At 58.7% G+C, this 23,545-nt stretch carries 21 protein-coding genes; 9 read left to right on the plus strand and 12 right to left on the minus strand.

The window, feature by feature from the left end; translation table 11 throughout:
- Positions 1-4 precede the first annotated feature (4 nt).
- The 10 genes from NBG89_RS32970 to NBG89_RS33015 all read right to left on the minus strand — a co-directional run bounded on the left by NBG89_RS32970 (position 5) and on the right by NBG89_RS33015 (position 12,187).
- Positions 5-1,012, minus strand: coding sequence for an alpha-ketoacid dehydrogenase subunit beta (locus tag NBG89_RS32970; RefSeq protein WP_431324794.1), 1,008 nt, complete (start codon positions 1,010-1,012; stop codon positions 5-7).
- Positions 1,013-1,023: 11 nt separating this feature from the next.
- A complete protein-coding gene (locus NBG89_RS32975) occupies positions 1,024-2,001 on the minus strand; it encodes a thiamine pyrophosphate-dependent dehydrogenase E1 component subunit alpha (protein WP_431324806.1) in 978 nt (325 codons plus the stop codon).
- A gap of 51 nt (positions 2,002-2,052) precedes the next feature.
- Complete coding sequence (locus tag NBG89_RS32980; protein ID WP_431324807.1) at positions 2,053-3,102, minus strand: ABC transporter permease; 1,050 nt, start codon at positions 3,100-3,102, stop codon at positions 2,053-2,055.
- Positions 3,103-3,222: 120 nt separating this feature from the next.
- Positions 3,223-4,089: a sugar phosphate isomerase/epimerase family protein gene (locus NBG89_RS32985; RefSeq protein ID WP_431324782.1), complete on the minus strand. Its 867-nt coding sequence runs from the start codon at positions 4,087-4,089 to the stop codon at positions 3,223-3,225.
- Between the two features lie 11 nt (positions 4,090-4,100).
- Entirely contained in the window at positions 4,101-5,264 is a 1,164-nt protein-coding gene (locus NBG89_RS32990) for a Gfo/Idh/MocA family protein (protein ID WP_431324783.1), read from the minus strand.
- A 698-nt stretch (positions 5,265-5,962) separates the two neighbouring features.
- The gene (locus NBG89_RS32995) at positions 5,963-7,396 is read right to left on the minus strand and encodes an NAD(P)(+) transhydrogenase (Re/Si-specific) subunit beta (RefSeq protein ID WP_431324808.1); all 1,434 of its coding nucleotides are present in this window, start codon (positions 7,394-7,396) and stop codon (positions 5,963-5,965) included.
- 16 nt (positions 7,397-7,412) lie between these two features.
- Positions 7,413-8,987 carry a Re/Si-specific NAD(P)(+) transhydrogenase subunit alpha gene (locus tag NBG89_RS33000; protein WP_431324809.1) on the minus strand — a complete coding sequence of 525 codons (1,575 nt, stop codon included), beginning with the start codon at positions 8,985-8,987 and terminating at the stop codon, positions 7,413-7,415.
- Between the two features lie 88 nt (positions 8,988-9,075).
- Complete coding sequence (locus NBG89_RS33005) at positions 9,076-10,038, minus strand: Gfo/Idh/MocA family protein (RefSeq protein WP_431324810.1); 963 nt, start codon at positions 10,036-10,038, stop codon at positions 9,076-9,078.
- 49 nt (positions 10,039-10,087) lie between these two features.
- The gene (iolG, locus tag NBG89_RS33010; RefSeq protein WP_431324811.1) at positions 10,088-11,080 is read right to left on the minus strand and encodes an inositol 2-dehydrogenase; all 993 of its coding nucleotides are present in this window, start codon (positions 11,078-11,080) and stop codon (positions 10,088-10,090) included.
- Between the two features lie 168 nt (positions 11,081-11,248).
- Complete coding sequence (locus NBG89_RS33015; RefSeq protein ID WP_431324812.1) at positions 11,249-12,187, minus strand: substrate-binding domain-containing protein; 939 nt, start codon at positions 12,185-12,187, stop codon at positions 11,249-11,251.
- A gap of 267 nt (positions 12,188-12,454) precedes the next feature.
- Between NBG89_RS33015 and NBG89_RS33020 the strand changes: the two genes are divergently transcribed.
- The 8 genes from NBG89_RS33020 (at position 12,455) to NBG89_RS33055 (ending at position 19,194) form a co-directional block, all read left to right on the plus strand.
- A complete protein-coding gene (locus tag NBG89_RS33020) occupies positions 12,455-12,676 on the plus strand; it encodes a hypothetical protein (protein WP_431324813.1) in 222 nt (73 codons plus the stop codon).
- A gap of 40 nt (positions 12,677-12,716) precedes the next feature.
- Positions 12,717-12,881 (plus strand): hypothetical protein, encoded by a 165-nt coding sequence (locus tag NBG89_RS33025; protein ID WP_431324814.1) that lies wholly within the window; start codon positions 12,717-12,719, stop codon positions 12,879-12,881.
- Positions 12,882-12,896: 15 nt separating this feature from the next.
- A complete protein-coding gene (locus NBG89_RS33030; RefSeq protein WP_431324815.1) occupies positions 12,897-13,898 on the plus strand; it encodes a glycosyltransferase family 2 protein in 1,002 nt (333 codons plus the stop codon).
- Positions 13,899-14,185: 287 nt separating this feature from the next.
- Positions 14,186-15,166 carry a biotin synthase BioB gene (gene bioB, locus NBG89_RS33035; protein ID WP_431324816.1) on the plus strand — a complete coding sequence of 327 codons (981 nt, stop codon included), beginning with the start codon at positions 14,186-14,188 and terminating at the stop codon, positions 15,164-15,166.
- The gene (locus tag NBG89_RS33040) at positions 15,163-16,308 is read left to right on the plus strand and encodes an 8-amino-7-oxononanoate synthase (RefSeq protein ID WP_431324817.1); all 1,146 of its coding nucleotides are present in this window, start codon (positions 15,163-15,165) and stop codon (positions 16,306-16,308) included. Before bioB ends, NBG89_RS33040 begins: the two co-directional genes overlap by 4 nt.
- Complete coding sequence (gene bioD / locus NBG89_RS33045) at positions 16,305-16,943, plus strand: dethiobiotin synthase (RefSeq protein WP_431324818.1); 639 nt, start codon at positions 16,305-16,307, stop codon at positions 16,941-16,943. The genes NBG89_RS33040 and bioD overlap by 4 nt, the downstream gene beginning before the upstream one ends.
- The gene (locus NBG89_RS33050; RefSeq protein WP_431324819.1) at positions 16,940-18,211 is read left to right on the plus strand and encodes an adenosylmethionine--8-amino-7-oxononanoate transaminase; all 1,272 of its coding nucleotides are present in this window, start codon (positions 16,940-16,942) and stop codon (positions 18,209-18,211) included. Before bioD ends, NBG89_RS33050 begins: the two co-directional genes overlap by 4 nt.
- Positions 18,208-19,194, plus strand: a complete 987-nt coding sequence (locus tag NBG89_RS33055; protein ID WP_431324820.1) for a beta-ketoacyl-ACP synthase III — start codon at positions 18,208-18,210, stop codon at positions 19,192-19,194. The genes NBG89_RS33050 and NBG89_RS33055 overlap by 4 nt, the downstream gene beginning before the upstream one ends.
- 615 nt (positions 19,195-19,809) lie before the next feature.
- Here NBG89_RS33055 and NBG89_RS33060 read toward each other — a convergent pair.
- Positions 19,810-21,645 carry a HAMP domain-containing methyl-accepting chemotaxis protein gene (locus tag NBG89_RS33060; protein ID WP_431324821.1) on the minus strand — a complete coding sequence of 612 codons (1,836 nt, stop codon included), beginning with the start codon at positions 21,643-21,645 and terminating at the stop codon, positions 19,810-19,812.
- Positions 21,646-21,960: 315 nt separating this feature from the next.
- Here NBG89_RS33060 and NBG89_RS33065 point away from each other — a divergent pair, with 315 nt between their 5' ends.
- On the plus strand, positions 21,961-22,398 hold the full coding sequence (locus tag NBG89_RS33065) for a hypothetical protein (protein ID WP_431324822.1): 438 nt from the start codon (positions 21,961-21,963) through the stop codon (positions 22,396-22,398).
- On the opposite strand, the gene ligD is transcribed toward NBG89_RS33065, so the two are convergent.
- Complete coding sequence (gene ligD / locus NBG89_RS33070; protein ID WP_431324823.1) at positions 22,399-23,439, minus strand: non-homologous end-joining DNA ligase; 1,041 nt, start codon at positions 23,437-23,439, stop codon at positions 22,399-22,401.
- Between the last annotated feature and the right edge of the window lie 106 nt (positions 23,440-23,545).

Raw genomic sequence — 23,545 nt, forward strand, 5'->3', positions numbered from 1 at the left:
GGTTTTACCTCTTTACGATTGATTTGACCGCCTTCATCACCGCCGCGGGGGTCGGAATGTAGGCATCTTCAAGATTGGGCGCGTAGGGAACCGGCGTATGCGGCGCCGTCACCAGCTTGATCGGCGCCTTCAGCGCGTCAAAGCATTGATCGGCAAGCAGCGCGGAGATATCGGTTGCGACACTGCAGCGCGGATTGGCCTCGTCGACGATGACGACACGCCCGATCTTTTCGGTCACTTCAAGCAGCGTGTCCTCGTCGAGCGGCGAGGTGGTGCGTGGGTCAACGACACAGGCGGAGATCCCCTCCGAGGCGAGGCTGCGGGCAGCCTCCTCGGCGACACCGACCATCCGGCCGATCGCGATGATGGCGACATCCTTGCCGTCGCGCACGACACGGGCTTCACCGAAGGGAATGGTATAGGAAGCGTCCGGTACCTCGCCTACGGTATCGTAGAGCATCTTGTGTTCAAGGAAGATCACCGGATCGTCGTCACGGATAGCCTGCAACAACAAGCCCTTGGCGTCGTAGGGATTGGACGGAATAACCACCTTCAGCCCCGGGATATGGGTGAAGATCGAGTGCAGCGCCTGGGTATGCTGTGATCCGGAACGGCTGCCTGCGCCATAGGTGGCGCGAATGACCAGCGGCGTCTTGGCACGTCCCCCGAACATATAGCGGAACTTGGCTGCCTGGTTCATGATCTGATCGAGGCAGACACCGGCGAAGTCGACGAACATGATCTCGGCGATCGGGCGCAGGCCGGTCAACGCCGCCCCGGCCGCCGCGCCGATGAAGGCCGCTTCGCTGATTGGCGTATCGCGCACCCGCTCGGGACCAAAAGCGCCAAGCAGGCCGCGGGTGACGCCAAACGGCCCGCCCCAGGCATCTTTCACGCCGTTCGCCCCAGCGCCACCCGTCAGATCCTCACCCATCATGATCACCCGCGGATCCCGGGCCATTTCGGCGTGAAGCGCGTCGTTGAGTGCTTGGCGGAAGGATTTTTTTGCCATGTCAGTCGTCCTTACAGATATTTGACGTAAACGTCGGTGGTCAGGGCCGACAACGGCGGGAATGGAGCGGCGCGCGCTGCGGCCACGGCACGATTGATCTCGGCCTCGACGGCCTCATCGACCGCATCGAGCTCGGCTGTGTCCAACAGCGAGACTTCCTTGACGTGCTTGCGGAAGATACTGAGGCAGTCACGATCCTGACGCATCGCCGCCTTCTCTTCCGGTGTGCGGTAATTATCAGGGTCGCCGCTGTAGTGTCCGTAGTAGCGTGGCACATGAACGTGCAGCATCGTCGGACCGCCGCCGTTTCTGGCGCGCTCGACAGCCTCGCCCGTGGCGGAATAGACCTGGAAGACATCCGTGCCGTCCACCTCGATGGACGGAATGTCATAGCTTTCAGCCCGGCGGGTGAAGCTGCCGGCCGACACATGTTCGTTTGCCGTGGCCTCGCCGAAGCCGTTGTCTTCGATCACGAAGACGATCGGCAGCATCCAGATCTTGGCAAGGTTGAAGCTCTCGGACATGACGCCCTCGTTCATCGCACCATCACCGGCAAACGCGATCGCAACCTGGCCGGTGCCGAGCAGCTTGGCGCTCAGCGCCGCCCCGCAGGTGATCGGAGCACCGGCCGCAACGATGCCGTTTGCCCCCAGCATGCCCTTGCGAAGATCCGCAATATGCTGCGATCCACCCTTGCCGCCGCAGGTACCCGTGGCCCGTCCGAAGAGCTCGGCCATCATGCTGTCGATATCGACACCCTTGGCGATCGAATGGCCATGGCCGCGATGCGTTGAGGAGATGTAATCGTCCGCCCTCAGATGCAGACAAACACCGACCGCGCTGGCCTCCTGGCCGGCATAGAGATGGGTGTTGCCGGGAATGTCTCCCGTTGCCATCTCGTCCATCACCCGTTCTTCGAAACGGCGGATCATCCGCATGCTTCGATAGACCTCGATGAGCTTGTCATGTGACAGTTGTAAGCCCGACATTGCAGTCCTCTTGAAGTTTTCGCTGCAGACCCGCCAGGTCGCAGTCAATTGTTACGAACCCCGCGCCTGTCTTGATCGTCTGTATTGATCGATGACGACGGCGAGGACGATGATGGCTCCCTTTATGATCTCCTGGTAATAGGAGCCGATCTTCAGGAAGGTGAATCCGGATGTGATGACGCCGAGGATGATGGTGCCGATCAGGGTGCCGGTTATGCGGCCGGAGCCGCCGGCCAGGGAGGTTCCACCGATGACCGCGGCGGCGATGGCGTCGAGCTCATAGGCGGTGCCCATGGTGGGCTGCGCGGAGGCGGCGCGTGCTGCGGTGACGACACCGGCGAGGCCGGAAAGGACACCTGCGACGACATAGACCTTGATGAGATGCGAGCCGATGTCGATGCCGGAGACGCGGGCGGCCTGGGGGTTTGATCCGATCGCATAGGTATACTTGCCATAACGGGTGTAGCCCAAGGCGATATGGGACAGGATCGCGACGGCAAGAAAGATCAGCACCGGCAAGGGCACCGGAAAGCCAAGGATGAGGTAGCTCTTGCCAAGCCAGGTGAATTGCGGCGTCAGCAGCCCGATCGGCTGGCCAAGCGTATACCACTTGGCAGCACCTCGGGCACAGACCATCATGCCGAGCGTTGCGATGAACGGCGGAATGCCGGTCTTGGCAATCAAGACACCGCTGATCCAGCCGGTGACCAGGCCGACGAGAAGCCCTGCCATGATCGGCCAGAGCGGGAAAAGGTCGGTCAGCGCCGGATAGAGCGCCCGCACATCCGTCGAACTTTGAGCCAGGGAGGCGGCGACCATCGCCGACAGGCCGACCACCGAGCCGGATGCCAGATCGATACCGCCGGTGATGATGACATGCGTCACACCGACGGCCAGGATGCCCGTCACCGACACCTGAAGGATGATGATCGACAGGCGCTGCTCGTTGCCGAGGAACGACGTGCCAACAAAAACCCATCCAAGGACTTCGAAGATCAGAGCGATGCCGACAAGCACAACGGCCATCGACATCTCGCTCTTGAACCTGCGCTTCAAAACTCGCTTTTCCGCCACAACCGCGGCTCCAGAGGACGTCGTCATTGTGTCCTCCCAAACATCAGATCAGTCATTTTTCTTCCCCTTTTTTCGGGTATCGACGGCAGCCGCCGGGATGCCATCGAGATTGTCCATGTTAACGATTACATAGCGTTGTTTGTGTCGCTATAGTTTAGCGGCGTTGGCCTTTGCATTGGCTGCATCGACGAGCGGCTTGAGGTATTCCAGGGAGACGCGGGCGACCCAGTCGGGCTCGATGCCACGCTTGTGGAAGCCGCATTCCATCGACAGGTAGCCATCGAAGCCGGTCTGCGCCAGCGCCTCGATGAGCGCCGGGAAGTCACCCCTGCCCATGCCGGGTGGCAAGCGATCATTGTCGGAGGCATGGATATGGACGAGGTCCTTGCCCATGGCATAGACGTAGTCGCTCATCACCTCTTTTTCGGTGATGACGTGATGGCTGTCGAACATCAGCCGAACGTTGGGCTCGCCGACGTCCTTCATCATGTCGATGGTGTTGTCGCAGGTATTGACGATATTGCTGTCTTCCGGGGTCGGCTCGATCACGATCTCGACGCCGAAGTCCTGAGCAAAGCGCGCAATCTCGCCGATGGCCTGCTTGGCCCAATCCCATGCCTGGCGGTAGGTTGTGCCGAAGATATACCAGCCAGGCAGGCAGATCAGCCGCTTGCCGCCCCAGTCGGCGGTCAGCTTCACCATGTCCTTGTAGTGGTCGATCGCCCAGCGACGCTCTTCCGGGATCGGCGAGGCAACGTTGTTGCCAGGCCCGCCGCCGTGGGCTGGCAGCATTGCCGCCAGCTCCAGGCCATAATCCTTGAGCATCTTGCCGATGTCCTGGCGGCGCTGCGCACTCAGCGTCGGCGGGAAGACATGCGGACTGGCCGCACCGATCTCGATCGCGTCATAACCGATCTTCTTGACGCGCTTGATGGTTTCTTCGAGCGTGTAGGCCGGCAACCACGTCGGGTTGCTTGCATACGGCCAGGTGTGCATTGCAAGCTTGATTGTCATCGAACGTCTCCTCAGCCAGCCGTCTGCTTGATGGTTTCCCAGGCACCGGTCTCACCCGAGACGAGAATGGCTTCGGCAATGCGTTCGATCTGCACCCCGTCCTTGAAGTCCGGCGAAGCCGGCTTGTTTTCGGCAATGGCCTTGAGGAAGTTGTACCATTCGATCGACTTGATATCGATGTAGCCCTGCCCCATGCCGGCCACTGGCCACAGCTTGTCGCCAAAGGGCTGGTTCGGCCCGGAATAGATCGTACGGAAGCCGAACGCGTCGGCCGGATCGTTGGCAAACGCGACGCGCAGCTCGTTGAGACGCTGGTAGTCGAAAGCGATGGAGCCGCGGGTGCCGTGGATCTCAAAGCCCAGCTGATTGTGATGGCCCCAGGAGTTGCGGGTCACCTCGATGGTGCCGTGAGCGCCGTTCGAGAACTTGATCATCGTCAGCGCGGTATCGTCGACGTCGACCTTGCCCTTCTCCGTGGACGCAGCCCCGCTCGGACCAAAGAAGCGGCCCGCCGGCAGCGGCCGCTCCGGGATGAAGGTCTTGACGATTGCGTTGACCTGCTCGAACTCACCGACCAGAAGGCGCGCGGCATCGATCACGTGCGTTCCGATATCACCAAGCGTACCCGAACCCGCCAGAGCCTTGTTGAAGCGCCAGGAGAGCGGCTTTTCCGGGTCAGCGCCCCAATCCTGCAGATAGTAGCCACGGAACGTCAGGATGTCGCCAATGCGTCCCTCTTCGATCAGCTTCTTGGCCATCTGCAGGGCCGGCGTATGGCGGTAGTTGTACGATACCATCGTCACCACGCCGGTTTCGTTGGCCGCCGCCAGCATTTCTTCAGCCTCGGCAACCGTCATCGACATCGGCTTTTCACACATGATGTGCTTGCCGGCCTTGGCCGCCGCGATGGCGATCTGCGCATGCGTGCTGTTGGGCGTGCAGATGTCGACGATGTCGATGTCGGGACGCGAAACGACCTCGCGCCAGTCGGTTGCGTATTCCGTAAATCCATACTGTTTGGCAGCGTTCTGTGCCAACTCCTCGTCGATATCGACGACCACCTTGCGTTCAATCTCGACGGGCGAGCCGAACAGGATCGGCACAACCGCCGTCGCGATCGAATGGGCCTTGCCCATAAAGCCTGTTCCAATCAGCGCAACGTTCAACTTCTTCACCGCAAAAGCCTCCATTTGGCCGGAAATCCAATCCCGCACCTGCTACACCGGACCAAACCTGCGCATGGCCCGTCAAAAAACTGTAATGTTAACGTATACAACACGAGGATTTTCCCAATGTCAACGATTACATTGGAATTGTGCAGTCGTTTTGACTACCACAGTTGGGCTCCCCAGATTCCAGCTGAAACGAGTGAAAATGACCGTCCGAACCCCGCCACCAGAAAAACCCTGAAAGCAAGTTCGAACCCTATCCCCACCAGGAAATCCGCCTGCCCGTCCAGCTCCTGCCATAGCCGAGGCGTTTGCCTCGCTGCCAGGGACAGCGTTCAGGAGATCGCCATTCGGTTTTGCCGCAGCGTGAAGGTTGGCGTTATTGGAGAACATAGCGCGGCGATCGCCAAGATGACGTTGTGACGATCTCGTGTTCCGCCATCCAACGCGGAATGTTCGTCCAAGGCGCGATCTGCATCGCGCGGTGGATCCAAACCAGGAGCCAGGCGATATGTTTGGGTTGAAGGGAAAGATTGCGGCTGTCGTCGCTCGGGGAAGCCGACTTTCGTATGTCTTTCGGTCCAATTCGGTAAGGGATAACGCCGTCGGTACCTTACCGCAGGTGATTGCTACTTGCCATTGGCGAGGCCGCCACCGGGGGCAGGAGAAATCCGAGGAACCGGCTCCGCCCGCCCCCGTTACGATCAACCGAGCTGAGGCAAGAGCTGGTCGATACTCTTTTTCGCATCCCCATAGAACATTCTGGTATTTTCCTTATAGAAGAGCGGGTTCTCGATGCCCGAATAGCCGGTTCCCTGACCGCGTTTCGACACGAAGACCTGTTTGGCTTTCCAGACTTCCAGAACGGGCATGCCGGCGATCGGCGAGCTCGGGTCTTCCTGCGCTGCCGGATTGACGATGTCGTTCGAGCCAATGACAATGACGACATCGGTGCTGGCGAAATCCTCGTTGATCTCGTCCATTTCGAGAACGATGTCGTAGGGAACCTTTGCCTCGGCCAGGAGCACGTTCATATGCCCCGGCAGTCGCCCGGCAACAGGATGGATTGCGAAACGTACGCTCTTGCCGGCGGCCCGGAGTTTGCGGGTCAGCTCGGAGACCGTCTGTTGCGCCTGCGCCACCGCCATGCCGTAGCCCGGCACGATGATCACGCTTTCTGCGTCGTTGAGGGCGGCGGCAACACCTTCGGCATCGATGGCGATCTGCTCGCCGGAGATCTCGAGCGTCGGTCCAGTTGTCGTGCCGAACCCCCCGAGAATGACCGAAACGAAGGAGCGGTTCATCGCATTGCACATGATGTAGGACAGGATCGCCCCTGAGGAGCCGACGAGGGCGCCAGTGACAATCAGCAGGTCATTGCCGAGCGTGAAGCCGATAGCTGCCGCAGCCCAGCCGGAATAGGAATTCAGCATCGACACGACCACCGGCATGTCGGCTCCACCAATGCCCATGATCAGGTGATAGCCGATGAAGAAAGCGGCGAGCGTCATCAGAACGAGCGTCCAGGCGCCGGCACCGTTTACGTACATGAACAACAGGATCAGCGACAGGATGGCGGCACAAGCATTGAGATAGTGCCCGCCCGGCAGTTGCCTGGCCTTGCCGTCCACTTTCCCGGCCAGCTTGCCAAAAGCGACGACGGATCCCGTGAAAGTCACCGCACCGATGAATACGCCCAAGAAGACCTCCGCCTTCATGATCGTAAGCTCGACCGGGACCTTATGAGCGAGGATGCCTGCAAATCCGTCGAGAGTCGCGCGTGCCGCATCATCCATGCCGGCAACACGCGAAGCTTCGATGTGGGCGTTAAAACCGATGAAGACGGCAGCTAGGCCGACGAAGGAATGCAGCGCGGCGACAAGCTGCGGCATTTCCGTCATCTGCACGCGACTTGCCAGGGAGTGACCGAAGATTGTGCCGCCGAGGATCATCAATACGATGACCACCCAGTTGCCGACACCCGGTCCGACGATTGCCGCGATGACTGCAAGCGCCATGCCGACGATGCCGTACCAGACAGCGCGTTTGGCACTTTCCTGTCCGGAAAGCCCCCCGAGCGAAAGAATGAAGAGAACGGCAGCTGCGATGTAAGCGGCCGAAACGATACCGATCGTCATGATAAATCTACCCCGGTCACGACTTCTGGAACATGGCAAGCATGCGACGGGTAACGAGAAACCCGCCGACGATATTGATGGTGGCGATCAGAACCGAGAGGGCGGCGAGCGTTACCACCAGCCAGTCGCCCGAGCCAGTCTGCAAGAGGGCTCCGAGGATGACGATACCCGACACGGCGTTGGTGACGGCCATCAGTGGCGTGTGCAGCGAATGGGAGACATTCCAGATTACCTGAAAGCCGACGAAACAGGCCAGCATGAACACAATAAAGTGGCCCATGAAGGCGGCCGGCGCATATGCGCCAACCAATAAAAGCAGCGCGGTGCCCAACAGCAGGAGCACTCCTTGTGCCCTTGTCTGCGCCTTGAAAGAGGCGACTTCGCTTGCGCGCTTCTCCTCCGGCGTTGGCTCCTTGGGCCTTTCGCGCTGCTTCTGGGCGGCGATGGCCTGAACCTTTGGCGGCGGAGGCGGATAGGCGATTTCCCCTTGATAGACGACCGTTGCGCCGCGGATGACATCGTCGTCCATGTTATGGAGGATCCTGCCGTCCTTGGCCGGCGTGAGGTCCGCGAGCATATGGCGGATATTGGTCGCATAAAGCGTTGAGGCCTGCGTAGCCATTCGGCTTGGAAAATCCGTAAAGCCGACGACGATGACGCCGTTGCTGGAGACGACGCGCTGATCGGCAATCGTCAGCTCGCAGTTCCCGCCTCGCTCGGCCGCGAGATCGATGACGACAGAGCCGGGCTTCATCATCGCCACCATATCGGCGAGCCAGAGCTTGGGCGCATCGCGACCCGGGATCAGAGCGGTAGCAATGACAATATCGATCTTTGGTGCCAGTTCGCGAAACTTCGCGAGCTGCTTTTCGCGGAACTCCGGTGAGGAAGGCGCAGCATAGCCGCCGGTTGTCGCTCCATCCTGCTGGTCGCCGTCGAAATCGAGATAAACGAACTCTGCCCCCATGCTTTCGATCTGCTCGGCCACTTCCGGCCGCACGTCGAAAGCGTAAGTGATAGCGCCCAGCGACGTCGCCGCCCCGATTGCGGCAAGACCTGCGACACCTGCGCCAATGATCAGTACCGTGGCCGGTGGTACCTTTCCGGCTGCCGTTACCTGACCGGTGAAGAACCGCCCAAAGTTACTGGCCGCCTCGACCACCGCGCGATAGCCAGCCACATTCGCCATCGAAGACAGCGCATCCATCTTCTGGGCCCGCGAGATGCGAGGAACCATGTCCATCGCTATCACATTGGCACCGGTCGCTTTCGCGTCGTCCAGGAGCACCGTGTTTTGCCCGGGATAAACGAAGGAAATGAGTGTTTTGCCTGCGGAAAGCCGTTTGACCTCTTCGTCAACCGGCGGACGAACCTTGATAAGGATGTCCGCGTCCGCGTAGAGCGCCTCTGCACTGTTGACGACAACCACACCCGCTCCCTGGAAATCGGCATCGGTGATCCCTGCGTCGAGGCCTGCGCCGCTCTCCACCAAGCATTCATATCCAAGCTTCTGCAATTGCCTGGCGGACTCGGGCGTCATGGCGACGCGCTTTTCACCAGCAAGCACCTCTTTTGGTGCACCGACTTTCATCCCAATTCTCTCCACTTTGCAGGTCACGATTGCCGAATTAGGCCTACTCGGCCCGGCCGGTCACAAGATCGCGCAGCGGCAAGCTGCGCTAGGTGTAGTCGACCTCGATTCGACGCTTCTCGATCAGAGACCTCCGCGCCGCGTCGAGAATGACAGCCGCGTCAAAAGCATCATCAAGGCTCGACAACGGTGGCTGCGACTGCGCGAGACAATTGTTGATGAAGTAGCTCTGGACCTGCAAGAAGCTGTCCCAATAAGTCGCGTCATCCCAGAATGGAATCGTGGCCTCACCAAACTTCGTCACGTCCCACGCGACCACGCCGCTCCCCTCCATTCCGAGGATCTTGAAATAGCATGACCATGGCTCGCGGCTGCGATCGTCCGCAGAAAAGCTACCCCAGAGGTGCGCGATTTTCCCGTCGGCATATTCCGCAGTGATCATCAACTGGTCATGCGCCTGTTTGTTGTCAAAGTGTACATTTGTCCCGGTCGCATACACGTAGGCAGGACGCCCCAGGAAGAAAAGCAGACAATAGGCGTGGTGGATCATCAATTCCCGCATCGTAAGATCCGGCTCGCCGATCGAAGCATCGTGGCGCTTGTTGTAGATCGCCCAGAAGCTCACGATATCGCCAAGCCTGCCATCCTTGATATGGGCCTTCAATCGCCGCATGTTCTCCGCATAGATGTAGTTGTGCGAGGGCATGCAGGTTCGATTGGCGGTTTTGGCGATCTCGGCAAGTTCGCGGATCTGCCTCGCCTGCTCACAAAGCGGCTTTTCCAAAAGAACGTGCTTGCCCGCGGTCAAGCAACGCTTGGCGATCTCAAAGTGCGACGCGGTGCTCGTCGCAACCAAAACGGCGTCGATCTGATCGTCGGAAAGAAGATCATCCAGCGTTGGGAATGCCTTGCCGCCTAGCCGGTCACAGAATTCTTCAGCCTTGCTCTGCGAGCGACTCCAGCCACCAGCAAAAACGTCGGAGCCAATTTGACGCAGCGCATGAACGTGCAGTTCAGCGACGCGACCAAGCCCAATGACTGCGACCTTCATAAGATCAATCCTTGTTTCAAGTATCATCCACGAGCGGCCAGCGGACCCGCTAGGCGTTGATTTGGATCGGACGGCTCTCCTGCCACGACCTGGTCGCGGCATCGGCAATCAGCTGGGCCCGAAGCCCGTCTTGCGCATCCGGCTTTGGTTTCTTGCCGCTCGAGATCGCGTCGACGAAGTGTTTCATCTCGGCGAGATAGGCGGCGCCAAAACGCTCGAGAAAAAAAGGCTGCGCACGCGGTGTCTTAAAGCCGGTGCTGCTTGCACTCTCGACGAGGTTTTCAAGAACATTCGACACGCGCAGCATGCCCTTTGAGCCGTGCACTTCGAGACGCTTGTCGTATCCGTAGGTCGTCCTTCGGGAATTTGTAATTTGGCAAATACGTCCGGACCCGGTGGTCAGGATGACGGCAGCGGTGTCAACGTCGCCGGCTTCGCGAATTGCCGGGTCGATCAAATTTGATCCAGCCGCATAGACTGTCGTCGGCTCTTCCCCAAGGATGAAGCGTGCCATATCCAGATCATGTATCATCATGTCGCGAAAGAGGCCGCCCGAACCTTTCACATATGAAAGCGGAGGTGGTGCCGGATCCCGGGACGTGATCGAGATGGTCTCCACATCGCCAATCTCGCCATCGACAACCCCCTGACGAAGCGCCCCAAAGTGCGGATCGAAGCGCTGATTGAAAGCGGTCATGAATGGAACGCCCGCTTCCTCTATGGCCTTGATGCAAAGCCGAACCCGATCGGACGACAGATCGATTGGCTTCTCGCAAAATATCGCCTTCCTTGCGCTTGCGGCACCATGGATCATATCGAAATGGGTCGCTGTGGACGTAGCGATGACAACCGCATCAATGTCCTTCGCGCTCAGAACGTCGGAAACATCCCTGACCGTGACACCAAATCTTCGCGCGCAGGCGTGAGCCGCCTCGCTTGACGCATCCGCCACAGCGACAAGGCTGGCGTTCTCGATGCCCTGGAGCGAATTGGCGTGGACTTGCCCAATTCGTCCACATCCGATTATTCCAATTCTGATCATTGTTGTCCCCACGAGGAATTAAAGGCGCTCGCTTGGCGGATTGATGCTTTCTGCAAAAAGATGTGCCGGACGGCACCACACCACCATGCATTATCCAGAATACGCTCCGGGACACCTGCCCCGGAGCGGCTCTCTTCTCGCAGCCGTGCGCGCCCTTCGTTTGGAGGGTCAGTTCTTGCTGGCGTACTTGTCTACGTTGCCTGGGTTCACCAGCTCAAAAGGAATCCAGATCGGGGATTCGACCTTTTCGTCCTTGGCGAGCTTGATCGCCGCTTCAACTGATCCGGCGCCTTGTCCAATAGCGTCTTGGAATACGCTGACATCGAGATCACCGCTTTGCATGTAGTGCATCGCATCCTTGGTCGCGTCGATCCCGGCGACCACGATGTCCTTCATGTCCCAACCAGCCGCTTTCATCGAATTGATAGCGCCGAGAGCCATTTCGTCGTTGTTGGCGACAACTGCAAGCGGCTTATAGCCGGCCGTAATCCAATTGGTCATCAGGTCCTGCGCCTTGACCGGATCCCAGTTGGCTGACTGTTCGTCAATAATCTTGATGAAATTGCACTCGGGCGTCGCGATGACGTCATGCACTGCTTTGCTCCGCAGTTCGGCGCTGTGCTGGGCGAGAATTCCCTGGATGACGAGGATTCCTGCGTCCTTGTCTTTGCCTTGCTCCTTCAAGACGCGGCAAACTTCCTTCGTCTCGATCGTGCCGGCTTCTGCCTCGTTCGAGCCGATGAAAGCCGCCTTTGGGCCAAGCTTGTCGAGGTCGCTGGGTGTGTTGTTGACGTAGACCAGCGGAATTCCCGCGTCCGCCGCCATCTTTGTAATGGTTGGGGAAGCCGAGCTTTCGACGACGTTGACGATAATTGCGTCGACCTTGGCGGCGATGAAATTTTGAACCTGCGAAAGCTGCTTGTTAATGTCGGCCTCGGCGAACTCGATCTGAAGCGGCTGCTTCGTCTTCGCCGCCTCGTCTTTCATTCCCTGAACCATAACGGCCAGAAACGAGTCACTGTGGGAAATCGCCACTCCGATATCGCCTGCATAGGCAGTTGATGTCGCAAAGACTAATCCTAGAGCACCAATAATTGAACGCTTCATCTCGCATTTCCCTCCTTCGCCGGGCGTCCGGCAGCACCCTGGATTGCCCGGACCATCCCCCTCCTCGAGGATGGCTTATGTTATCGATTACATCGCGAATATGCGAACGATTGCGTGCCGGCCTCCGGGCAGGCGAAAACCCGCGTCAGAAGCGTGCAGCTTTTCTAATGTTAACGTATACAACATGGAAATTTCTCGATGTCAACGATTACATTTTTGTTGACGTCTTGAACGATCGGCCTAGGATAGTGGCAGGAGGAAAGGACAATGGACAGCAGTGATCACAAGTTCAGGTACCGCATCGTTGTGCCGCTTTGTGGGGCGTTGCTTGTCGTACTCGGCTTTCTCTTCGGTAACTCGATCGTCGCCTTCGTCGCTGATGAAGGGACCATCTTGGGAGAGCTTCGCCTGATGCGCGCGCAAGCCTCCGTCGCGGTCTGGGATCACTACGTCGACGAACGCGCCGGCAGTGAGGCCGACCGCCATTAGAGAAATGCGTCGGACGCAAAAATCCGAGAAGGAGGAAATCATGAGCCCGGCAGACTTCACGACCGCCATCGTTACCGCACGCGCACTCGATCACGATTCGTCCTGCGGCGATCCGGCCTTCTGCATCCTGATGAAGACGGAGTTCACTCTGATGGTTATGCTCACGATGGTTCTTTGTGTCTTGTGTTCGCCCCCATTGATATGATTGGCGGAAATCGAGATGAGCCATAGTGCATCCGCTGACGTTTGTATCGTGATCGCCGCCAAAGACGCCGAGGCTACTATCGCACGGGCGGTTATGTCGGCACTCGCGCAAACCGAAGCAAGAGAGGTGGTCGTTGTTGATGACGCCTCGAATGACCAGACTGAAAAAGCCGCCCGCCAATGCGACGATGGATCAAATCGCCTCAAGGTGGTGCGCTTCAATGAGAACCGGGGACCGTCTGCGGCCCGCAACCACGCCATATCGATCAGCCGCGCCGACGTCATCGCCGTGCTTGACGCTGATGATTTCTTCCTGCCTGGTCGGCTTGAGCGATTGCTGCAACAGGAAGACTGGGACCTGGTGGCGGACAACATAGCGTTTATTGCCGATAGGGCGGTCGCCTCCGGTATCGAGGAGCGCATCCAAGAATTCCCAACCGAGTCCTACATCATCGACTTCGTCGGGTTCGTTGAAGGGAATATCTCAAGGCGCGCCGCTCAACGAGGGGAGATTGGCTTTCTCAAGCCGCTCATGCGTCGCAGCTTCCTCGAAAGACATCGTATTCGCTATAACGAAGTGCTTCGCCTCGGCGAAGATTACGATCTCTATGCGCGGGCGCTCGCATGTGGCGCCCGCTACAAGGTCACTCGCAGTTGCGGCTACGCGGCCGTCGTTCGTGACAATTCGCTTAGTGGCAGGCATCGAACTTACGACTTGGAGCGCCTTTACGAGGCAGACTGCGCCATAATGGCAAACAATGCAGATCTCGACCGAGCAGCCATGAGCGCTCTGAAACGTCATGCCCGGCATGTCCGAGATCGCTACGAACTCCGACGCTTCCTCGATGTCAAGAACCACGAAGGAGGCATGCGGGCGGTTGTGCAGCTTTTGGGTCGGCCTTCCACTATCAGGCCCGTTGCCGCTGGCATACTGGGTGACAAAGTCGAGCGGTTCTTCAGGCGTGGACGTCCGCGTTTGAGAGACAATGAGATGCAGGAGATCCGTTACCTGCTGTAGCCAGAGAACCTGCGCGGCTAAGATGAGGGTATGGAACACTTAAGCCCGAGCTTGGGGATATATGCTGATCTCGCTTCCCATCGTCATCTCTTCCGTGAGCGTGGCGATGCTTCGCGTGAGACACGCGCTTGGCGCGGACGCATAGTGATGAAAGGAACGCGTCTCGGATCGAAAGGCTGCGTTCAAAAGCGCCGCGCCGGCAGCGGCAACACAGCAAGGGATAGGGAATGCTTGTTGCACGTTATCGGTAGAAATTATCGATAATCTTTCTCGAAGGATCTGGTGCCATGGAAGAAATAGCCTCCGGCTGGACAACTCCAGTCTCTGCTGCACTGCAGGAAGCGTTGCGTGTCTATAATCTGCCGTTCAACGATCTGCTTTTTCATGCGCAGAGCGTCCATCGCATGAACTTCGATCCGAACGCGGTACAGATGAGTCGACTTCTGTCGATAAAGACCGGCGGATGCGCCGAAGATTGCGGCTATTGCAGTCAATCCGCCCACTATCCGACCGGCCTGAAAGCCTCCAGGCTGATGGAGGTGGAGAAGGTTCTCACCGAGGCGCGACAGGCCAAGGATGCGGGGGCCACGAGATACTGCATGGGTGCTGCCTGGCGCAGTCCGAAGGACCGCGACATGGATGCACTGGTCGCAATGGTCGAGGGCGTGAAGGCACTCGGCATGGAAACCTGCATGACGCTCGGCATGCTGACGGAGCCACAGGCAGGAAAGCTCGCGCGAGCGGGTCTGGATTACTACAACCACAACATCGACACGTCAGAGCGTTTCTATCCAGAAATAATTACCACCCGAATTTTCGAGGATCGGCTCGATACGCTGGAGACGGTGCGCGCAGCGGGAATCAAGGTCTGCGCTGGCGGCATCCTTGGAATGGGCGAAACAGTCGAGGACCGTATTTCGATGCTGCTGACATTGGCGAACCTGCCAGTGCCGCCGGAGAGCGTGCCGATCAACCAGCTCATCCCCATTCCCGGTTCCAAATTGGCCCATGCAACTCGCGTCGATCCGATCGATTTCGTGCGCACGATCGCGCTGGCGCGGATCCTGATGCCGACGTCGCATCTGCGCCTGTCGGCAGGACGGACCGAGATGAGCGACGAGATGCAGGCGCTCTGTTTCTTCGCCGGTGCCAACTCTATCTTCGTCGGGGACACGCTCCTGACGGCTGACAATCCGGGCGAGGACCACGACACGGCACTGTTCCGCCGTCTCGGGCTTGCGCCGATGCAGCTGGAGCCAGCCAGGTGACGGCGCCCATGCTCACGTCTTACGAGGCCACACTTTGTGGCTTGCAGCGCAAGGCGAGACTGCGCAGGCTTTCGCCGCAGCAAGGCGTGGACTTTACTTCCAACGATTTTCTTGCGCTTGCAAGCGCACCGCGCATGAAGCAGGCGATTACGGCCGCAATTCAAAGAGGTGTTCCCCTGGGGGCCGGCGGTTCCCGTCTGCTGCGGGGTAATCACCCGGAACACGAAGCTCTGGAGGCGGAAGCTGCCACATTCTTCGGCGTTGACCGCGTACTCTATTTCGGTAGCGGCTATGCGGCAAATTCTGCGTTGTTTTCCACCTTGCCACAGCGCGACGATCTGATTGTCTACGACGCACTGATCCATGCCAGCGCCCACGAGGGCATCGCAGCCAGCAAGGCGGCAGGCGTCAGCGTTGAGCACAATAACGCGAACGCATTCGATGACGCGATCCGCCACTGGCGCAAGAACGGCGGGAAAGGCCGTCCCTGGATTGCCGTCGAAAGCCTTTACTCCATGGATGGAGACAAGAGCCCGCTTGGCGAACTCGTCACCATTGCCGACCGTCACGAAGGGTTCCTGGTAATCGACGAAGCCCATGCGACAGGCATATACGGCGCGCACGGCAGAGGCCTTGCATCGGAGTTGGAGGGCCGGGAAAACCTGGTCACACTGCACACCTGCGGCAAAGCGCTGGGTGTCTCCGGCGCGCTGCTTGCGGTGCCAGCTTTGCTTGGTGACTATCTCGTCAACCGTGCCCGGGCGTTCATTTACTCAACCGCCCCCTCGCCTCTCATCGCCGCGGGCGTGCGCGAGGCCCTGCGCGTGGTCGATGAAGAACCTTTTCGTCGCGAAGCTCTTGGGCAACTTGTCGCGGTTGCCGGAGGGCAGCTTGAGGCACGGTTCGGCATCAAACCGAACGGGTCGCAAATCCAGCCAATCCTGATTGGCGACAACGCGCGAGCCGTTGGAATTGCAAAAATCCTTCAGGACGAGGGGTTCGATATCCGGGCGATAAGACCACCGACAGTGCCCGAAGGTACTGCGCGTCTGCGGCTATCGATAACGCTGAACGTCGACCAACTGCAGATAGGACGCATGCTGGATTGCCTCGCCGCCACTCTGGAGGAATTCAGGAGATGAGCCCCTGTTTCGTCATATGCGGCACGGATACCGGCGTCGGCAAGACCGTCTTTGCAGCAGCGCTCGCAGACGCGCTTGACGCGCGATACTGGAAACCCGTGCAATCCGGCCTGGATGAGGAAACCGATAGCGAAGTGGTCACCAGACTCGGGAGCGTGCCTGCTGAACGGATCTTATCCGAAGCCTATCGCCTGGCCACCCCGGCGTCCCCTCATCTGGCGGCACGTCTAGACGGTGTCGAGATAGATCTGTTTCGGCTGTCGCCGCCAGAAGTCCCCGGTGCGCTTATCATCGAGGGGGCCGGCGGCCTGCTCGTCCCACTTACCGAGAAGATGGTCTTTGCCGATGTGTTTGCGTGGTGGAATATTCCAGTCATTCTCTGTGCTCGAACATCACTGGGCACGATCAACCACACGCTCCTGTCGATCGAGGCGCTGCGCAGGCGCAACATCCCGCTTTGCGGCGTGGCATTCATTGGGGCGGAAAATCCCGACACCCAGGCGACCATCGCCGCAATGGGCCAAGTCACGATCCTTGGACGCCTACCTTTCCTTGCAAGCCTGACGCACGAAAATCTTCGTCGCGCCTTCAGCGAGGCCTTCGACATTGGATCGCTAACGGAGGTTCGCGCATGACGCCTTCGCCCGTCTGGCACCCGTTTACACAACATCGCCTCGAGGCGCCCATGAAGCGTATCGTGGCGACAGAAGGTGCATATTTGTTCGACGAGGACGGCAACCGGTTCTTCGATGCAATTTCCTCATGGTGGGTGATCACACACGGCCACCGCCATCCCCATATCATGGCGGCAATTCGCGAAGCGACCGGGGCTTACGACCAGATCATCTTCGCGGAGTTCACCCACGAACCCGCTGAGACCCTTGCTGGAGATCTGCTCGAGTTCACCCCGACGGGGCTACAGCACGTCTTCTACTCCGACAGCGGATCGACCGCGGTCGAGGTGGCGATCAAGATGGCGCTCGGCACGTTTTACAATCGCTCCGTCGCACGTGATCGTATCGTTGTCATGCAACATGGCTATCACGGAGACACGATCGGCACCATGTCTGCGGGTGAACGCGGCGTGTTCAACACACCCTTCGAGCCACTGCTCTTTGGCGTCGACCGACTTCCCTTCCCCGCACCAGGTCACGAACAGGAAACCCTCGACGCATTCGAAGCCATCTGCCGCGCAGGACGGGCCGCCGCAATTCTCATCGAACCGTTGGCACTCGGTGCTGGCGGCATGAAATTCTATGGCCGCGCCGTCCTTTGTGCTTTGAAGGAGATCGCCAGCCACCATGGTTGCCTGTTCATTGCAGACGAGGTGATGACCGGGTGGGGGCGCACTGGAAGTTGCTTTGCCTGCGAGCAGGCGGGGGTGACGCCAGATATACTTTGTACCTCAAAAGGCCTGACGGGTGGCGCCTTGCCGCTCGCGGCAACTCTTTGCACCGCAGAGATATTCGAAGCTCATTTGTCTTGCGATCGGCGCAAGACCTTCTTTCATTCAAGCTCTTTTACGGCCAATGCGATTGCCTGTTCTGCCGCTGTCGCCAATCTGCAGATCTGGCGCGACGAGCCCGTAAAAAAGCGGCTTGGCGAGCTCGCGTCGCTACATGCCAAACATTTGCGACAGTTCGAAAACGATGAGAGATTTGCAAACGTCAGGCAATGTGGAACGATCGCGGCACTCGATCTGGCGGTCCCCTCCGGCGGTTACCTTGCCGAGGTGGGACCTCGATTGCGCCGGCTATTTCGCGAGCGCGGCCTGCTTCTGCGCCCGCTTGGAAACGTCATCTACCTTATGCCGCCTTATTGTGCGAGCCCCTTCGACATTGCGACAGCATACGGCGCAATCGACGAGGTTGCCTCAATCGTCTTGAAGGAAACTGCATCGTGACACCGCTTTCATCCCGGTTGGCCGGTTTCGGTCATGCCGTTCCATCCCGTGTCGTAAAAAACGATGAGATCGAAAACCGCCTTGGGCTGGAGGACGGTTGGATCGAAAGACGCACGGGCATCCGATCGCGTTATTGGGCACGAGAGGGCGACACATTGAGCGGTCTTGCGGCCGAAGCCGGGAAAATGGCTCTGGAGGATGCATGCGTGGCGCCGGGCGACATTGGGATGCTTCTGCTTGCGACCTCGACACCGGATCATCTTCTGCCACCGTCCGCCCCGCTGCTTGCCTACAAGCTCGGACTTTTAAATTCCGGAGCCATCGATCTCGCTGGAGCTTGCTCGGGTTTCCTTTATGCTCTGACGCTGGCGGACGGATTCGTGCGCGCACACGGCAAGGCCGTGCTCGTCGTAGCAGCCAATATCCTAAGCCGCCGCATTAACCCAGCAGAGCGCGCCAGCGCCGTTCTGTTTGCCGACGGTGCTGGCGCGGTCGTACTAGCCCCTTGCCGCGACGGACGAAGCGGCCTTAGAGCCGCTGTTCTGGCTGCGGATGGGAGCGGCTACGATCTGATCGCAATCCCCTCGGGTGGCAGCAACAAGCCGTTCACTCCGGCAACCCCACCCGATCAGGTCCTGATGTCGATGCGCGATGGACGCGAGGTATTTTCGCGAGCCGTGGATCTCATGACGCAGACGTCGCGACAAGCGTTGCGCGAGGCATCTGTAGCAGTCTCAGCCGTTGACCGCTTCATTCCGCACCAAGCCAATCAGCGCCTTTGTGATGCGATTGGCCATAATCTGGGCGTGGTGGAAACCAAGATCATCAGCACAATCGCCGAATTTGGCAACTCTTCGGCTGCGACCATTCCTCTGTCTTTATCCGTACAGCATCGGAAAGAGCGCTTCGTGTCTGAAGAGCTCCTCCTGATGACAGCCGCCGGGGCAGGTCTGAGTGGCGGAGCCGCTCTGTTTGCAGTGTAGGCTACCGGCGCGAAGCTAGTCCATCATTGCCTGCGCATTTGGCAGGATGCGCGGTGGAAGTGACATAGCACCTTCCAGCGACATTCGAATGTCTGCAATGGATCGGCTCCTCTGCCTTCTATCAAGGGACATCATACTCGACGTCCTCGGAAGGGCGGCCATCCCATAATCAACAGGGCTGGTCTGTTGCGAATCCTGGTGGCCGCGATATTCGCCAACACGATCCACTCAGCTGAACAGATATAAATACGCAGTTGAGACTGTAGTGCGCTGAGTTGTCTTCCTTTCCCGTGTCGAAACAGTCCGTCTTCTAGTGCGAAGCATCGCTTCTCGTCTGTGCGTAGATAATGGACGTGTGCTGCTAGTGGTTTAGGTCGCTTGGGGGAGTGCGGCACATCATGCACCGTCATCGCGCCGGCTCAAGTGACGTCCAAGAATCTCAAGGGCTGCCGCCGTGAGACCGGTTTGATTGGAGTCCTCGATGAGGTTGTACGTCAGTCATCTGCCGCAGCTCGATGTTTGTACCGCTACGCGGTAAATGCCCGTACGTCAGGACCTGCTCGTAGTAGCCTCCTGCCTGCTGATGCACCAGGATGCGGCCACCCAGATCGCCGACTATGCAGCCATGGTCCTGACGGTACGTGTCAGCTCATTCATCTGAGCGGCTTCGCGGTCGAGGCGAAACTGGTTGACGAGATCACGCAGCCTGCTCGCCTCAGCAGACAAAGACGCAGCCGCTGCGGTGGATTGCTCGACCATAGCCGCGTTCTGCTGAGTGGATTGGTCCATGTGATTGACGGCTGTATTGATTTCGCCAAGTCCGGTTGATTGCTCGCGCGCAGACGTCGCAATCGCCTCCATCAACTGATTGATCTGAGAGACATGGTCGCCGATCGATTTCAGCGAGTGACCTGTCTCAAGGACCAGTCTGACGCCGGTGCCGACTTCGGCAGAGGATTTTACAATGAGGCCCTTGATCTCCTTGGCCGCTGTCGCTGCGCGCTGCGCAAGCTCGCGAACCTCCTGAGCGACAACCGCAAAACCTTTGCCGGCTTCTCCGGCTCGAGCCGCCTCGACGCCCGCGTTCAGCGCCAACAGGTTTGTCTGGAACGCGATTTCGTCGATGACACCAATAATATTGGAGATCTGCTCCGAGCTTTCCTCGATGCGTCTCATCGCTTGTTCGGCTTCAGACACGACCGAAGCGGAACGTTCTGCACTGACATTGGCCTCCCTTGCGACATTACGAGCCTCCTGTGTCCGCTTGGAGGCTGCCGCCACATTGGCGGTAATCTCATCGAGAGCTGCCGCCGTCTCCTCCAGAGAGGCGGCCTGCTGCTCGGTACGCTTGGACAGGTCGTGCGCACCAGAAGCGATCTCGCGCGTTCCATTGTCGATGCTGTGCACCGTCTGCAGCACAGCGCCGATCGTTGTACCGAGCTGTTGGAGCGAAGCATTGAAATCCTGGCGCAACTGCTCGTATTCCACGGCAAACGGCTCCGCTAGCCGGAAAGAGACGTCACCGCCAGCAAGGCGTCTCAATCCATCACCCAGCGACGTTGTCGCAAACCGCAATTGTTGCGATTCCCGCTCGGCACGCTCCTGTGCTGCGGCGCGTGTCGCCTCGGACTGGCTCCTCGATATTGATGCCTCCTGCTCTAAGCGAAGAACATTTATGGCGTTTTGCCGGAACACTTCCACCGCTTCGGCCATCGCGCCGATCTCGTCGGCGCGGCCGGCATAAGGGATCTCGCTTTGCAGATCGCCGTCGGACAAGATCTTCATGGCAGCGGCAATCCGGCGGATCGGACTGGCGATACCGAACACTGCAAACATTGTTCCTGCGAAGGCGACCAGAATTGCGAGAGTGGCAATCACCGCCGTGATCGTGAACGCATAGCCAGCCGTAGCGCCACTTGTGGTGACATATGTTTCAGTCTGCCCAAGAATGAAGGCCACGAGGTCTGCAATGTCCTGGCTCACGAGATCAGATTGTGGCTCCATGTACTGTCGAAAGAGACTGGCCGCCTCGGCGCCCTTCCCGTCGTCCTGCAGCCGGATCATTTGCACGGCGACCTCGCCATATTTTTTGAGTTCCGACTTGACCTGATTGATCAGCTCGCGGCCTTTCTCGGTGCGGACGCCTTTCACATATTCGTCGATCGATTGTTCGATCGCAGAGTTCGTTTCGTCGACCAGTTTCGCTGCCGCGGCTCGCTTTTCTGGTGCCGTATCCAACAGGTAACGCGCGTAAGCCAGTTTCAGATCCGAGAAGTTTTCCTTGATATCTCCGGCAACGACCAGGCGCTTTATCCAAAAGCCACCAATCTGCTGAGTATTGCCGTTCAGCGTCGAAATCGTACTGAGTGAATTGTACGACAAGACAACGAGAAAGGCACAGATAACAGACAAAACGGCAATGAGGGTCTGCTTAACTGTCAGACGTTTCATGCAATGCTCCAGTTCGTTTGGGGGCGCCTGTGTGGCTCGGATAACGGCAAGAATTCGCGTCATGTGCTAATTTAGATTTAACTCTAACTGCTCGGGCCGTCGCTAATTGGATTATTTATGTCGCTTACAAACCATACATAGCAAAAGCTCCATCTTTTGCCATCAAGGGTTTGTATGCCGGGATTTAGATGTAGTCGGTAAGCTTGACGAGGCCCGCGACTAGAGGCATTTGTCACTGAGCTCGGGCGGGAGCCAAAACCAATCCTCGACATCATGCGGCTGTCGTCAACCTCTTCAAGGAGAGGCGCTATGCGCATGACCCCCAAACAATCCATCAAACACATGACCGCAGTTTCGCTCGCCTGCGAGCGCCGCGGTGTGATGCGTGACTATGCCGGCTGGTCTATCGGAAAGCGGCGTAATCTTCGCGTCTGCCGCTTGATAGCGGAGCGGATAGCGCCTCAGTATATGTTCCCGCTGTTGTTCAAAGACGGCGATCGGGACGTTACCGCTGTGGAGCTGATTGACGAACTTGAGCACGTCCTATTGGGCATCTCGCCGGCGCGGGCATATCTGATGGCCAGCAAGATCTGTGAGGAACGCGAGAGCGTGCGCCACGAAATCGCGGGCAAGATTGCCTACATCCTCACCAGGAAGTTTACCGTTTCGCGCGTGGACAGATCAACCCAGATGACCAGACGGTCGTCTGGCGGCTCGGGCAAATGGTGGGAAACTGGACAGATGGCGCCGTGATTACGGCATCTCGTAAACGGCAGCGTTGTCTTGCACCTCGCGCATGCCCTTGTAGGAGGATTGCCGAAGCTTGCCGTCATGCGTCCAGGCGCGATACTCGATCTCGGCAATTAGCGTCGGCTGCACCCACACCAGGTTCTTGCGCCGGCCGTCGTAATTGACGGGCGGCGTCTTGCGCTTCAGACGATCGAGCGTCGTCCGGAGGTACTCGGCGCTACGCTCGTTGAATCCCGTCCCGACCGAGCCGACATAGACCCAATCATTTCCCTTTCTCGCTGCCAGCAGAAGGCTGCCGATGCCCGATCGGGCGACCATGGAATGCTCGTATCCGACAATCATGAAGCTGTCTGACTGAACGCACTTCACCTTTACCCACTCGCCAAGCCTGCCGGATCGATAAGGGCTGTCTTTGTATTTGGCGATGATGCCTTCAAGGCCATGCTCGCAGGCTGCCGCGTAGATCTCCCGGCCGTCGCCCTCGATCTCTTCGGAAAGGCGGATGGAGCCCTGCTCGTTCTTCAGAAGTGATTGGAGGAAGTACCGGCGGGCCGTGAGCTCCAGGCCGCGGATATCGTGTCCGTCGAAATACAGAAGATCGAAGGCGAACATGATGGATGCGCCGGAGTTGAGTTTCCCACCCCTCCCTCCGAGCGATTGCTGAAGCTGGCCGAAATTCGGACGGCCTTGCTCGTCGAGCACGACGGCCTCGCCATCAAGGATGGCTGAACCCACTCCGAGGCGTTTAGCGCCCGCCTCGATCGCAGGGAAACGATGCGTCCAATCATGGCCACCGCGCGTGAGAATGCGGACATTGCCGTTGTTGAGATGCACTGCGATCCGATACCCATCCCATTTGATCTCGTACGTCCAATCAGGACCAATCGGCGGCCGCGGCTTTAGAAGCGCCAGGCAAGGCTCGATGCGAGCGGGCATGGGATCCAGCGGCAGTCGCGGTTGCGACGGATCACGCGGCTTTCGCGGTCGACTGCGAAGCGGCTTCTCATTTGTAGCCAAGGGCGCGGAGCGCGGAGACTTTGCCATCGGATAATTACAGCAGGCAATGCCCGAAATGACAATAAGTCGTGGTGAGCGCGCCAATTGACTGCCGCAAGTACATCAGGAATACCTCTTGAAAGTCGAGGGACAC

Origin of the sequence: Rhizobium sp. YTU87027 (assembly GCF_050644135.1) — a bacterium.
GTDB lineage: Bacteria > Pseudomonadota > Alphaproteobacteria > Rhizobiales > Rhizobiaceae > Rhizobium.